This is a genomic window from Crocosphaera chwakensis CCY0110 (assembly GCF_000169335.1).
GTDB lineage: Bacteria > Cyanobacteriota > Cyanobacteriia > Cyanobacteriales > Microcystaceae > Crocosphaera > Crocosphaera chwakensis.
Map to the genome: position 1 here is coordinate 105658 of NZ_AAXW01000013.1, position 12811 is coordinate 118468.

Here is a 12811-nt window from a genome sequence, read left to right on the forward strand (position 1 = left end):
CCGAAAATCATGCCCCCTCAACTTCGAGTTTACGTTCCGGATCATCCTTTAATTAAACATTGGCTAGGAGTCGCCCGTGATGTCAATACCCCTGGGGTGTTGTTTAAAACCGCTATGAGTGAGTTAGGGCGGTGGTTAACCTACGAAGCCACCCGTTACTGGTTTCCTACCCTAGAAACCACTGTAAACAGTCCTCTAGCTGTTTGTAATGCGACGCTGATTAATCCTCAAGTCCCCATTGCCGTTATTCCTATTTTACGGGCAGGACTTTCCTTATTAGACGGGGCGCAAACGGTCTTACCGGTAGCGTCTATTTATCATTTAGGGTTAGTACGAGATGAGGAAACCTTAGAAAATAGTTGTTATTTGAATAAATTACCCGAAAAGTTTGCGCCTAATACCCAAATTATTATTTTAGAACCCATGTTAGCCACGGGAGGGTCAATTATGAGAGCAATGGAAGAAATTGCCCAACGAGAAGCGGATATTAGTTTAGTTCGCATTATTTCGGTGGTGGCCGCCCCCCCTGCTTTGCAACAATTGAATACACATTATCCCAGTTTGAACGTCTATACCGCTATTATTGATGAAGGGATTAATGAACAAGGTTACATTGTTCCTGGTTTGGGAGATGCAGGCGATCGCGCTTTTGGAACCTAGTGCTGCTACGCGGAAGTCAAAAGTCAAAAGTCAAAAGGCAAAAGGCAAAAGTATCGATTATTAAGGGTTTGAGCCTTTAGAAATTGGTGGGTTATTTCAACCACGCTCGACCAGCATTATTTAACTAACATTAATCCTCAAAAAAATTACTAACAGATTAATATTCAGGTCAGTTCTTATGAGTCAACGAGATGGGTTTGCAAGCGGATTTTTAACCGGAACAATTGTCGGTGGCATTGTCGGGGGAATCATCGGAGCAGTGGTTTCGTCTCGTCTTGATAATAATGAAGAAGACGGCGATTCCTCTTTGTTCCAATCGGAGAAACGAGAAAAATTAACGTCTGAAGAAAGTATTGAAATGGCCCGTCATCGTCTAGAAGATAAAATTGCTCAACTTAATCATGCCATTGATGATGTTCGTCAACAACTTGGACCAATGGAAAAACATTCTCTAGAACAAGAAAGTTCTTCAGATTAGTTTTTTTAAGGGAACGGGGAATAGGGAACAGGGAACAGCGATCAATCATTCATAACTGGTAACTGATAATCATCATCAATATTTACTTAGGTCATCGATTTGTCAGAGATTGATGACCTAAATTTTATTATCTCTAAATTTTCCGAAACACAATAGATAAAGGTCATTTTAGGCATTATCAATGCCTCATAGTCTCGGCGTTAAGGAAAAATTTTTCTTTAATTATCAATAATAATTATCAATAGTGCTACAATACGTCAGGCGAATAATAAGAATCTATCTAATCTATTGACTGTGAGTAAGTTATCGAGACGACTATTTTTAAGTGGAAGTACCGCTCTCACCGTTGTGGGAGTCAGCCAACTGATGACCAGTTGCGGTAATAACAACAACAATAATGCCCCGGATAATACGTCAAGTTCACCTGCAACCGAAACCACAGGAGAAGTCAACCTTTATTCTTCTCGTCACTACAACACAGATACAGAGTTGTACGAAGGGTTTACCCAAGAAACTGGCATTAAAGTTAACCTGGTTGAAGGGAGTGCAGACGAACTAATCGAACGCATTAAAAGCGAAGGGGACAACACCCAAGCGGATATTTTAATGACTGTTGACGTAGCAAGACTGTGGCGGGCCGAAGAAGCTGGTATTTTTGCCCCTACCACTTCAGCCATTTTAGAAGAGAGAATTCCTGCATCGTTGCGTAACCCAGAGGGGTTATGGTTCGGGTTTACCAAACGGGCTAGGGTGATCATGTATAACCAAGATAAGGTGAATCCTGAAGAATTATCCACCTATGAAGACCTAGCCGACCCAAAATGGAAGGGTAGAATTATTATTCGTCCTTCTAGCAATATTTATAATCAATCTTTGGTCGCTTCCTTAATTGAAGCCCACGGTGAAGAACAGACCGAAGAATGGGTTAAAGGGTTTGTGGCCAACTTTGCTAGGGAACCTCAAAGTAATGATACTGGACAGATTAAAGATGTGGCTGCAGGAGTGGGGGATATTACCCTAGCTAATACCTATTATCTTGCTCGTATGGCCAAAGACGAAGATCCGGCTACGAAAGAAGTAATCGAAAAAGTAAAAATCTTTTTCCCCAACCAAGACGGAAGAGGGGCCCACGTCAATATTAGTGGTGCCGGAGTGGTTAAAAATGCCCCTAACCCTGAAAACGCGGTTAAATTCTTGGAATATTTAAGCACCGATACTGCACAAGAATTTTTTGCTAAGGGTAACAATGAATATCCCGTAGTCGAAGGCGTAAGCGTTGATCCAGTCTTAGACAGTTTTGGTTCCTTTAAAGCAGATGATACGAATATCGCTGCCTTTGGTCCCAATTTAGCGGATGCTGTCCAGGTGATGAACCGAGGAGGTTGGAAGTAGGAGATAACTCTTGTAGGGGCTTAATATTATTAAGTCCCTATCGACGGCTAACCCCTCTCAAAGATACATGATTAAAATAATAATCATTATCAATTTTTAACTGGTGTGAGGAATGAAATGATTAACCGCTTTTTTTTATTGAATCCTATAATCCTAGGGTTAGGAATGATTTTGTTTTCTGCATCCACAACTCAAGCGTTACCACAGCAAGACTCAGCTTTTAGGGAGTCCCGTGATGATTTTTTCCGTCGTCAAGGAACTATTTCCCTAGAAGAAAAAGAAACCTCACCCCTTCCTAAACTACCAACACCCGATCGCAATTTTCAGTTAAGACAGTCAAGGGATGGCTTTTTAAACCCGGCTAGTCGTCGTCAAAGTTCCATGTCGCAAGTAACCAGTGTTTCAGAATTACAAGATATTTCCCCTACCGACTGGGCTTATGAAGCGTTACGGGGACTGGTAGAACGGTATGGCTGTATTGTGGGGTATCCAGACCGTACTTTTCGAGGCAATAGAGCCTTATCCCGTTACGAGTTTGCTGCTGGCTTAAATGCCTGTATGAATACTATAGAACGATTAATCCAGGAAAATGTTGCCGTTTTACGGGAAGACATCGAAAAATTGAAACGGTTGGCACAGGAATTTGAACAAGAATTAATCGCTTTGGGTGCAAGGCTGAGCAATTTAGAGGAACGGGTCGCTTATCTTGAAGATCATCAATTTTCCACCACCACTAAACTAACTGGGGAGTTTGTTGTTGGTTTAACCGGTATTACCAGTGGAGAAAGAGACGGAGGCAGCGAAGAAATTAACAAAGTGACTAACTTCGGTTACAGGGGACGACTGGAATTAAATACCACATTTGACGGCAATGATTTACTCTACACCCGTCTGGCAACTGGTACTGTACCCGCCTATTCTGACATCACAGGGACGTTTGAAGGGGAATTAGGCTTTTCCCAACCTGACGGGAGCGATCTTGCCGTAGAACTGATTATTTACGAGTTTGACCTAGCAGAGAATATCAGAATGTTCGTTGAACCGGTTGGCGGTGCGTTTGATGACTTTGTACCAACAGTGAACTTTTTAGACGGTGACGGGGCATTTGGTGCCATTTCTGCGTTTGGTAGTCGTAATCCTCTCTATTATATGGGTGAAGGTCCAGGAATTGGCTTCCAGGGTCGTTTATTTGAGGTGTTTGAGTGGAGTGGGGGTTATTTAGCAACAGATGGTAATGATCCTTCTTTGGGTGCAGGGATGTTTAATGGTCCTTATGGGTTAATAGGACAGTTTGCCTATGAACCCAGTGATAGGTTAAAAGTCGCGTTTACCTATGTTCATGGCTACAATAATCTTGATTCGGGAACAGGAACCCTTCGCTCCAATTTTCAAACCTTTGTTGAAGAAGAATTTGAACAGTCGGTTAATACGGTTAATAATTCCTACGGGATGGAATTTACTTGGCGTATTTTTGACAAGTTTGTGTTAGGAGGTTGGGGCGGTTTTACAAGTACGAGAACCCTCGGACCTATTGATATCGGGGAAGAGTTTGATGTTATCCAACGGGGTAAGTTAGATATTTGGAATTGGGCGGTAACTTTAGCCTTTCCTGATGCGTTTAAAGAGGGAGATACGGGAGCAATTATTGTCGGTATGGAACCTTGGGTTTCTAAGGCCGATATTAATTTTCCTGATGATTTAAGAAGAACGGATCAAGATAGTTCTTTTCATATTGAAGCAATTTATCAATATCCTATCAATGACAACATCGCAATTACCCCTGGAATTATTGTTATTACTGAGCCTGATTTTGATGATCGAAATGAGGCTTTAGTGATTGGGACAATTCGTACCACATTTACCTTTTAATAGCTTAGGAGTGTCATACAAAATGAATTCATCTTAGTTTATCAATCTAAAAATGAACGTCTTGAAAATAGAGGGAATTTATAAATTCTCTCTAAACCTAAAAATCAACCCTTTTCTCAGGATAAACAATGAACAAAATTGTGAGAACTTATTTAAGAGAACTGCCAGTCGGTGCCATTGGTTATATCGTTGGATATGACAAAGTTTTTAAAGGCTATCAAGGTAAATTGTTAGCGATGGGATTGACTCCAGGTACTCAATTTATTGTCATTCGTCAAGCTTCAAAAGATTGGCCAATTATCCTAGAGGTGAAGGGAAATTTAATTAAACTAACTCAACCTGAAGCTGATGCTTTATGTATTGAAGAAGAAGAGTAATTATGTCACAAGTTTCACCAAATTTACCGTTTAATTCGTTGAGCCGTCGCCAAATTTTGCAAGGGTCATTAACTTTATTGGGACTGGGTTTGGCAGGAGGTACTATCGGATTAAGACATCTATCTAATCAATTTAATTCTACAGTTAAAATTCCTGAAATTAAATTTAATAATAATCCTATTTTAGATAATCCGTTTAACCCCATGACCATCCTTAGAGAGTTTGATCATGGCACAGTTAAACAGGAAAATGGGCAACCGATTCGAGAATTTGAAGTGACGGCAAAAAGTAGTTTATTTCATCTTAATAGTACCCTTAATTTTATAACTTGGAATCTTAATGATCGCGTTCCAGGCCCTACGTTAAGAGCGAAAGAAGGGGAAAAAATTCGCATTATTTTTCATAACGAAGATGGACATTCCCATACCCTACATTTTCATGGGACGCATCCATCAGAAATGGACGGAGTAACCCCCATTCGTCACGGCAAAACTGCCATTTATGAATTTGAAGCTAAACCCTTTGGAGTGCATCTTTATCATTGTCATGTTGCTCCTGTTACTCGCCACATTAGTAAGGGTTTATATGGAATGTTTATTGTTGATCCTCCTTCTCCTCGTCCCCCGGCTGATGAAATGGTTATGGTATTAGGAGGATATGATATTAATAACCAACAGAAAAATGATGTTTATGCGTTTAATGGGATACCTAATTATTATCGGGATTATCCCATTCCTATCTATAAAAATCAATTAATTCGACTCTATATTTTGAATATGATTGAATTTGATCCTGTGGCAACGTTTCATATTCATGGCAATATGTTTAAGGTGTATAGAACGGGACGAACCTTAACCCCTGATGAGGAAACAGATATGATTACAATGGGAACAGCAGAACGTCATATTTTAGAATTTTCTTATCAGTATCCTGGAGAATTTATGTTTCATCCTCACCAAGATATCATCGCAGAATATGGGGCTTTAGGAAAATTTAATGTTGTTGAAAGCTAAGTTATATATAATTAAAAAAATAAGTAAATTAGGAAATAAAAAAGGAGTAAAAATGAAGAAACTAAGTTATTTGTCTTCTTTACTATTAGTGCCTTTTGCTGTTACTTTAACCAGTTGTAGCACTCCTTCACAAAATCAAGATACTGCTCAAACTTCTTCACCGGAAGTTGTCGAAACAAAAGCAGAAAGTGGAGACACAGATTACTTAACCAGCTTAGGGTTAATGAAAGGCCATTTAATGGTCGCTCAACAATTAATTGAACAGGGAAAATATGAAGAAGCAGAACCCCATGTCGGTCATCCCGTAGAAGAATTATATGGTACGATTGAATCCGAATTAAATAAACGCAATGTCACTGATTTTAAAATGACTTTAAATCAGTTTCATGATGGGATTAAAACCAATCCTAAATCTGAGCAAATGAAAGAATTATATAAAAATTCCATGACAGCGATAGATCAAGCGATCGCAGCCGTTCCTACAGAAAAATTACAATCTCCCGAAACAGTTTTACCTGTGATTAATGGACTTTTATCTACCGCAAATGCAGAATATCAAGCAGCGATCGCAAACAATAAATTTGTAGAATTAATTGAATATCAAGATTCGATGGGATTTGTTGCTTATGCAGAGGAACTTTATCAACCCATTACTGATACCATGAGTCAACAATATCCCGAAAAACACGAAATCATCACTACAAGTTTAGAAAAATTAAAAACAGCTTGGCCTTCGGTTAATGCACCAGAAACTCCTGTAATGTCCCCTGAAAAAGTGGATGAATTAGTGACAAAAATTCAAGAAAGTAGTACACTACAATAGAATTTAGGATGATCTGTTGACCTAACCTAAGTAGATTGATACAGCTTAATTATTGATTAATAAGCTATAAGCTGTATCAGTTTACGAGAAAAATCAATGGTTCATACAGCTACCATCTTCTTTATGAGGAGTTGGTTCTAACGTTGTAATATTACCCTTGATCACTCCCTGAATAGCTGCTAAAGGCTCAGTTTCTGAAGTAATATAAACAGTAATGCCACGGCGACTTAAACGCTCTTTTAAGCCAACTCCAGCCTCTCCCGTAATTAATATACTATGGTCTAACGGATGAGGGGTGATATCATCTTCGTGGAGATCGTGAAAAGTGGGTTGAGTCTCAGGCACTTCTAACTTTTCGAGTAACGTGGGTTCAACTTCTTTAGTCGCTTCATAAACTAAAAACTTCCGAGCGCGACCGGTTTTCCCTGTAATGGTCTGAAAATCATCACTCACAAGGGCAAACTTCATGGTTAATTTCCTTATTTTCTAGTCTGATTTTAGTTTAGAAATACTAACATGGCATAGTTTGGAAACCGTTAAAAATATAATAAAAAATTAATAGAGACATTAAGTTACTTGGAAAAAAAGGAACAGGGAACAGTGGTTTTTTGTAATGATCACTGTTGAAGAATTAATATTTTTTAATCTTTGTTATTATTACAAGTAATAAATTAAAACAAATATTATCCTTTCTACATATGCAAAGCAATCAACTATCTGTGAGAAACATTCATCTTCCTAGTTTGGGTATTGGTACATGGGCTTGGGGTGATAGTTTATTTTGGGGTTATGGCTCTAATTATGGCGAAAAAGAGGTACAAGAAGCCTTTAACGCAGCAGTGACCGCCGGTGCAACCTTTTTTGACACAGCAGAAGTGTATGGGTTAGGAGACTCAGAAAAACTCATCGGTAAATTTCTTAAACAAGCCAGTCAACCGGTACAAATAGCCAGCAAATACTTTCCCTTACCCTGGCGTTTTAATGAGGATGCTGTGGAGGATGCGTTAACCGCAAGTTTGGATAGATTAGGGGTTGAACAAATTGCACTCTATCAAGTCCATTCACCCTTTGACTTTTTTATGGGTAAAGATACCCTGATGAAAGCATTAGCAACCGAAGTAAAAAAAGGTCGTATTTTAACCGTTGGTGTTAGTAATTATTCTGCTGATCAAATGCAACAAGCTTATGATTATTTAGCCAAGTATGATGTTCCTTTGGCAGTTAATCAAGTGCGTTATTCTTTATTAACTCGAACCATTGAAGAAAATGGGATCTTAGCTAAAGCCCGTGAGTTAGGAATAACTATCTTAGCTTATAGTCCTTTAGATCAAGGATTATTAACCGGAAAATATACCCCAGAAAAACGAGACGTTACAGGGGCAAGAAAACTTGATCCAAAATTTTCTAGTTCTGGTTTAAAGAAAATTGAACCCATTATTAATCAATTAAAACAGTTGGGAGAAAAATATAATAAAACCCCTGCTCAAGTTGCTTTAAATTGGTTAATTGCACAAGATAATGTTATTCCTATTCCTGGGGCAAAAAATGCCAAACAAGCACAAGATAATGCCGGTGCAATGGGTTGGTTACTGAGTGATGAAGATGTTAAACAATTGAGTTTACTGAGTAATCAACAATCATGAAATCCGTTGAGTTATTATTGGGTTTCTGTCTTTTCTTTTCAAGCTTAAACCCTATTCTTGTGCAAGCAAAACCTTTAACCACTATTATTGCACAAAGCGATCGCACAAAACGCATTCAATTTGATCGGGGGGAGATTTCAACCACTGTTGAAGATGCTGTTATTAGAGGAACCAGAGATATTTATTTATTAGGAGCGAATGCCCCGCAAATCATGACCGTTTCTTTAACATCTTTAGAAAATAATGCTGTTTTTAATTTAGTTTCTCCTAATAATATCATTCTTAAAAAAGAGGTTACCCATACTAATCTTATTTTACCTGCAAATGGAGATTATAAAATTATTGTCGGGGGAATAAGAGGCAATGCAACTTATAATTTATATGTTGAAATTTATGATGTTGTTAGCACTCAAACGGTAAAGACTGAAAATTATAAGATTATTCTTCGTTCTAATTGTATAGAAGGGGCAGTAACTTGTAATCATGTCTCCTACGAAGGGATTAATGTTAATACAGGAGACAGCATACAATTAGCAGGGAAAACCATTCATACCACTTGTGCTGATGGTCTTACCCCTTGTCGGTTTTTGGGTTATAAATTTGTTAATGGTGATTATGTTTATTTTGTGCAAAGTGATGGTTCACTGCTAGTTTACCAAGAAAATGAATTAATTTTACAAGAGGAGGGAACTTCGCAAAATTAAGTTTGGTATTCAGAATTATCTTTTTTTAATTAAGATATCAGCTAGAGTCGAAATAAGTGAGTGTTTCCTATTTACCAAAATATAATCCATTAGATAGATTTGAAAAATTAAACCGAAAGATTAGACTTAGATTATAGCAGTTTACGAATTTGTGAAGTACAAAAAGTTCTTGCTTTAGGGAACCTTAGAACAGATAATTAATCTAGAGTGTGCTTTAATGACTTGTAAATTGCTGTAATTTTTGTCAAAAGTTAATGAAATCATGGAAAATACTTTATTTGATAAAATATTTCGAGATGACCAAGGTAATATTGTTATTGCTCAACCGCCAAATTTACCCCTTATTGTTGCTGTAACAGCCTTTTTATTAAAACAATTTATATCTAATGATAATCTTTATATGATTATAAATATTATTGCGTTTGGTTCCTTTTTTACTTGGGGTTGGATGGAATTATTTAAAGGGGTTAATTACTTGAGAAGAACGTTTGGTTTGGTAGCTTTATTAGGGATTATTTATGCTAAATTCTATAATTATTTTTAACATAATATTCACATCTCGTACATTATCTAAAAATGGCTAGTAGTCAGGGAGAACAGGAACAGCTAAATTGCTTTTTAAATGTTTACATTCTCTATCTCCTTAGTAAGAAATAAGGTTTAGTGTTTCAAAAATAATCTCCCCTACTCCCTGCTTCCTCACACCCCAAACAAGATAAGTTTTTGATCTACAAAGAGTAGTCCGAGAGCCTGTTCCCTGAAGCACTATCAGCAGGACATAAACTCTCGGATTGAGTTTTTAAAGGTGATGACGTTCTCATGATGAGACCCTTAACCGCAGATGACAGAGTTTTCTGCACCAATAAAGGGTTTTGAGTTAGAATGTATGAGCGTGCAACACCTCCATCACGTCACAGATATAGGCGATGCCCGAATAATCGTCGAAAAACTGCGCTGCGACCTCATCCGAAATCTTTACGGCCATATCCCGATTGGGGGTAAGTACCTCGAACTTTACATTTGAGAAGGCATCGCCAACAGTGGGTTGTCCTGACGAGCGCACGCCTCGGCTACCTTTACCGCCAGCTGCTACCACTGTATAACCGGTAGCGCCGGCTTTGTCGATGATTTTGGCAACTTTTTTCAGCAGTACTTTTTCCGTGACTATAACGAGTTTACTAGCTTTTTGGGTCATTTAGGTTACCTCTTTACGCGTTCTGTTGTAACAATTTAAGACAAAAATCTATGGTTTTGCTTTAAACCATACCTTTAAGTATATACCAAAGATTGAGTAAATCTACTACCCTCTGTTGAGAAAGATTGACTCAGATTAATAAAAAACACTTATTCTTTTTCCGCTATGACTACCATTCAACATCAAATTTAAGGGGTCATAGAAATGCCAATCTATTTCAAATGATAAGTTTTTATTATTAAAAGATTAGACAAGTTTGAAGGAATACTTTCTAAAAAATGTTGTTTGTTAGGCCGGCATTACATATACTCAAGTTTATGGTGTTTACTTAAAAAATAGACTTATATCTATAAATCAAGCCCAAGTAGCTCAAAGACACAACCACTGTTTTGAAGCCACTACACCCATTATATAGGTGAATTTTCGGCAGATGTTCCATTAGATACAGGTAAGTGGCCTGTAAACAATACATAGAACCAGCATGGAGTGAAACTTATGAATCAGTTTGAATCGAAGCAGTTACAGCCAAAGTTAGATGCAAATGAAGGGTGGTTAGTACAGGTGTATAGCAGTAATCGTCGCTTGCTCTGTGTTTTAGAACCTTCTCATGCTTGGATCTTCTTGATTGGTTGTGGTATTGGTTTACTGCTTTCAGTCATTTGGATTAACGTTGCTCGGTACAGTCCCCCCTTAGACCAGACCTCGGCACAGACCTCGGCAACGGAGTTACCAACGTTGCCAGTGGATTGATTAAATCCATTTTCCTTGAGACATTGTTACACTCCCACGAGGTTCTACCCGTGGGATTTTTGCTTTTAACATTAATGAGAAGCGAGAATCGCCGAACATAAGAAAAGCTTATGACATAAATTTGAAACGCAATATCAAAATTATGTCATTTGTTGTGAAAATTTTCGCATTTTAGTATAGACTTAAACACATAGAAATTCGGATCTTGATAGATCAGAATATATAAAGGGCTGTACAGAACTTCTAATTCCGTTCTGGGAGGCATTATCTCTGAACCAGTATTGGTAGTTTTTCTTATGACATCTGTACTGTATGAGGCAAGTAGCTTCACCCTTACTTTTAAAAGCTCATTTATCACAATAATCGCTCTTCGTTAGAGGAGGAAGGAGGTATTAATGGATTTCTTATCCGATTTTTTGACGAAATTCGTCTCGCAATTACAGTCCCCCACACTCGGCTTTTTAATTGGTGGTGCGGTCGCTGCAGCCGTCAGTAGCCGACTGGCAATTCCAGATGCGATCTATAAGTTCATCGTTTTCATGCTGCTTATTAAAGTTGGTCTGAAGGGCGGTATTGCGATCCGCGAGTCTAATATAACTGAGATACTTTTGCCTGCGCTGTTCGCCGTCTTAATAGGTATCTTGATCGTGTTTATCGCGCGCCACACTTTGGCGAAGCTACCGAACGTCAAAGTAGTGGATGCCATTGCGACAGGTGGTTTGTTCGGTGCTGTCAGTGGCTCTACTCTCGCTGCCGGTCTGTCGGTACTCGACGCGCAAGGCATGGAATACGAGGCCTGGTCTGCTGCACTCTATCCCTTCATGGACATACCAGCGCTTGTGACTGCGATCGTTTTAGCTAGTGTTTATACCAGCAAGCAAAAGCAGCGTGCTGCTGCAGAAGAGTATCGTAGCAAGCAGGAGTTTTACGATCAGGAGCCGGTTGCCTCAGGCGCTTATGCTACTACCGAGCAAGGCGGTACTGGAGACACTTATGGCATGAATCAAGGCGGTAGCGCAGGGGGATACTCTAGCAAGCAGCGTATTACCGCAAGCGGATATCCTCACGAAGAACAAAGTAATCGCGTCGAAATATGGCCAATTATTAAGGATAGTCTCCAGGGTTCTGCTTTATCAGCACTGTTACTCGGTCTCGCTCTCGGTTTGCTAACTCGTCCCGAAAGTGTCTATGAAAGCTTCTATGAGCCTCTTTTCCGTGGACTGCTTTCCATCCTAATGATCGTAATGGGTATGGAAGCGACAGCAAGAATTAACGAGCTGCGTAAAGTAGCCCAGTGGTACGCTGTCTATGCTTTTGTTGCACCCTTACTTCATGGGTTTATTGCCTTCGGTCTCGGCATGATTGCTCACTATGCTACAGGATTCAGCGCTGGTGGTGTTGTAATTCTAGCTGTCATTGCTGCCTCTAGTTCAGATATCTCTGGTCCCCCCACTTTACGCGGTGGTATCCCCTCAGCCAATCCCTCCGCTTACATCGGTGCGTCCACAGCTGTTGGTACCCCGGTTGCAATTGCTTTAGGAATCCCCCTATTCATCGGGCTTGCCCAGGCAGTGATGGGTGGCTAATCCCAGGCGGGTCGCGGTCTGCCGATGCTGCCCTAGCTCGGCGACTATGTGAACATCTATGTCGTTTCCATTCAAAAGCCACGTGGCCCATAGTCTAGGCTAATGACCAGAGAAAAAACACCTTAATCTCTATAAAATCGAGCAAAAAACAATTACCCTTACTAAAAAAGGCTCGTTTCAAGCTCTAATTTTAAATTTAATGGATTGAGTCGACTATCTTTGGTCAAAAAGCCCTTTTCATTTGTCAATAGGTTGTTAAAAATATCTCTACTGAAAAGATTGTTATACACTAAGTTATCGTGCATCTATTATGATGAAAGC

14 protein-coding genes are annotated in these 12811 nt (G+C 39.1%); 12 read left to right on the forward strand and 2 right to left on the reverse strand.

Annotation, left to right across the window (positions count from 1 at the left end):
• Positions 1-9: 9 nt before the first annotated feature.
• From upp to CY0110_RS10570, 7 genes are all read left to right on the forward strand, one after another.
• Positions 10-660, forward strand: coding sequence for a uracil phosphoribosyltransferase (gene upp / locus CY0110_RS10540; protein ID WP_008275404.1), 651 nt, complete (start codon positions 10-12; stop codon positions 658-660).
• A 178-nt stretch (positions 661-838) separates the two neighbouring features.
• Entirely contained in the window at positions 839-1138 is a 300-nt protein-coding gene (locus tag CY0110_RS10545) for a hypothetical protein (protein WP_008275405.1), read from the forward strand.
• 294 nt (positions 1139-1432) lie between these two features.
• Positions 1433-2530: a Fe(3+) ABC transporter substrate-binding protein gene (locus tag CY0110_RS10550; protein WP_035799093.1), complete on the forward strand. Its 1098-nt coding sequence runs from the start codon at positions 1433-1435 to the stop codon at positions 2528-2530.
• A 117-nt stretch (positions 2531-2647) separates the two neighbouring features.
• Complete coding sequence (locus tag CY0110_RS10555; protein ID WP_008275407.1) at positions 2648-4399, forward strand: iron uptake porin; 1752 nt, start codon at positions 2648-2650, stop codon at positions 4397-4399.
• A gap of 128 nt (positions 4400-4527) precedes the next feature.
• On the forward strand, positions 4528-4776 hold the full coding sequence (locus tag CY0110_RS10560) for a FeoA family protein (RefSeq protein WP_008275408.1): 249 nt from the start codon (positions 4528-4530) through the stop codon (positions 4774-4776).
• A 2-nt stretch (positions 4777-4778) separates the two neighbouring features.
• Positions 4779-5789, forward strand: a complete 1011-nt coding sequence (locus CY0110_RS10565) for a multicopper oxidase domain-containing protein (protein WP_008275409.1) — start codon at positions 4779-4781, stop codon at positions 5787-5789.
• Positions 5790-5841: 52 nt separating this feature from the next.
• Positions 5842-6612: a hypothetical protein gene (locus tag CY0110_RS10570; protein WP_035799117.1), complete on the forward strand. Its 771-nt coding sequence runs from the start codon at positions 5842-5844 to the stop codon at positions 6610-6612.
• Positions 6613-6705: 93 nt separating this feature from the next.
• On the opposite strand, the gene CY0110_RS10575 is transcribed toward CY0110_RS10570, so the two are convergent.
• Positions 6706-7080: a NifB/NifX family molybdenum-iron cluster-binding protein gene (locus CY0110_RS10575; protein ID WP_008275411.1), complete on the reverse strand. Its 375-nt coding sequence runs from the start codon at positions 7078-7080 to the stop codon at positions 6706-6708.
• Positions 7081-7310: 230 nt separating this feature from the next.
• Between CY0110_RS10575 and CY0110_RS10580 the strand changes: the two genes are divergently transcribed.
• The 3 genes from CY0110_RS10580 (at position 7311) to CY0110_RS10595 (ending at position 9503) form a co-directional block, all read left to right on the forward strand.
• Entirely contained in the window at positions 7311-8255 is a 945-nt protein-coding gene (locus tag CY0110_RS10580) for an aldo/keto reductase (RefSeq protein WP_008275412.1), read from the forward strand.
• Positions 8252-8959, forward strand: coding sequence for a hypothetical protein (locus CY0110_RS30395; protein ID WP_008275413.1), 708 nt, complete (start codon positions 8252-8254; stop codon positions 8957-8959). The genes CY0110_RS10580 and CY0110_RS30395 overlap by 4 nt, the downstream gene beginning before the upstream one ends.
• 262 nt (positions 8960-9221) lie before the next feature.
• Positions 9222-9503 (forward strand): hypothetical protein, encoded by a 282-nt coding sequence (locus CY0110_RS10595; protein WP_008275414.1) that lies wholly within the window; start codon positions 9222-9224, stop codon positions 9501-9503.
• 333 nt (positions 9504-9836) lie between these two features.
• Here CY0110_RS10595 and CY0110_RS10600 read toward each other — a convergent pair whose 3' ends face one another.
• Positions 9837-10154 (reverse strand): P-II family nitrogen regulator, encoded by a 318-nt coding sequence (locus CY0110_RS10600; RefSeq protein ID WP_008275415.1) that lies wholly within the window; start codon positions 10152-10154, stop codon positions 9837-9839.
• Between the two features lie 495 nt (positions 10155-10649).
• Here CY0110_RS10600 and CY0110_RS10605 point away from each other — a divergent pair, with 495 nt between their 5' ends.
• The gene (locus CY0110_RS10605; protein ID WP_008275416.1) at positions 10650-10904 is read left to right on the forward strand and encodes a hypothetical protein; all 255 of its coding nucleotides are present in this window, start codon (positions 10650-10652) and stop codon (positions 10902-10904) included.
• A 395-nt stretch (positions 10905-11299) separates the two neighbouring features.
• Positions 11300-12490, forward strand: coding sequence for a sodium-dependent bicarbonate transport family permease (locus CY0110_RS10610; protein ID WP_008275417.1), 1191 nt, complete (start codon positions 11300-11302; stop codon positions 12488-12490).
• Positions 12491-12811 lie beyond the last annotated feature (321 nt).

Coding starts and splice junctions, on each gene's coding strand:
- upp (WP_008275404.1), top strand. CDS start 10: ATGCCCCCTCAACTTCGAGTTTACGTTCCGGATCATCCTTTAATTAAA.
- CY0110_RS10600 (WP_008275415.1), bottom strand. CDS start 10,154: ATGACCCAAAAAGCTAGTAAACTCGTTATAGTCACGGAAAAAGTACTG.
- CY0110_RS30395 (WP_008275413.1), top strand. CDS start 8,252: ATGAAATCCGTTGAGTTATTATTGGGTTTCTGTCTTTTCTTTTCAAGC.
- CY0110_RS10595 (WP_008275414.1), top strand. CDS start 9,222: ATGGAAAATACTTTATTTGATAAAATATTTCGAGATGACCAAGGTAAT.
- CY0110_RS10555 (WP_008275407.1), top strand. CDS start 2,648: ATGATTAACCGCTTTTTTTTATTGAATCCTATAATCCTAGGGTTAGGA.
- CY0110_RS10575 (WP_008275411.1), bottom strand. CDS start 7,080: ATGAAGTTTGCCCTTGTGAGTGATGATTTTCAGACCATTACAGGGAAA.
- CY0110_RS10560 (WP_008275408.1), top strand. CDS start 4,528: ATGAACAAAATTGTGAGAACTTATTTAAGAGAACTGCCAGTCGGTGCC.
- CY0110_RS10570 (WP_035799117.1), top strand. CDS start 5,842: ATGAAGAAACTAAGTTATTTGTCTTCTTTACTATTAGTGCCTTTTGCT.
- CY0110_RS10605 (WP_008275416.1), top strand. CDS start 10,650: ATGAATCAGTTTGAATCGAAGCAGTTACAGCCAAAGTTAGATGCAAAT.
- CY0110_RS10545 (WP_008275405.1), top strand. CDS start 839: ATGAGTCAACGAGATGGGTTTGCAAGCGGATTTTTAACCGGAACAATT.
- CY0110_RS10610 (WP_008275417.1), top strand. CDS start 11,300: ATGGATTTCTTATCCGATTTTTTGACGAAATTCGTCTCGCAATTACAG.
- CY0110_RS10580 (WP_008275412.1), top strand. CDS start 7,311: ATGCAAAGCAATCAACTATCTGTGAGAAACATTCATCTTCCTAGTTTG.
- CY0110_RS10565 (WP_008275409.1), top strand. CDS start 4,779: ATGTCACAAGTTTCACCAAATTTACCGTTTAATTCGTTGAGCCGTCGC.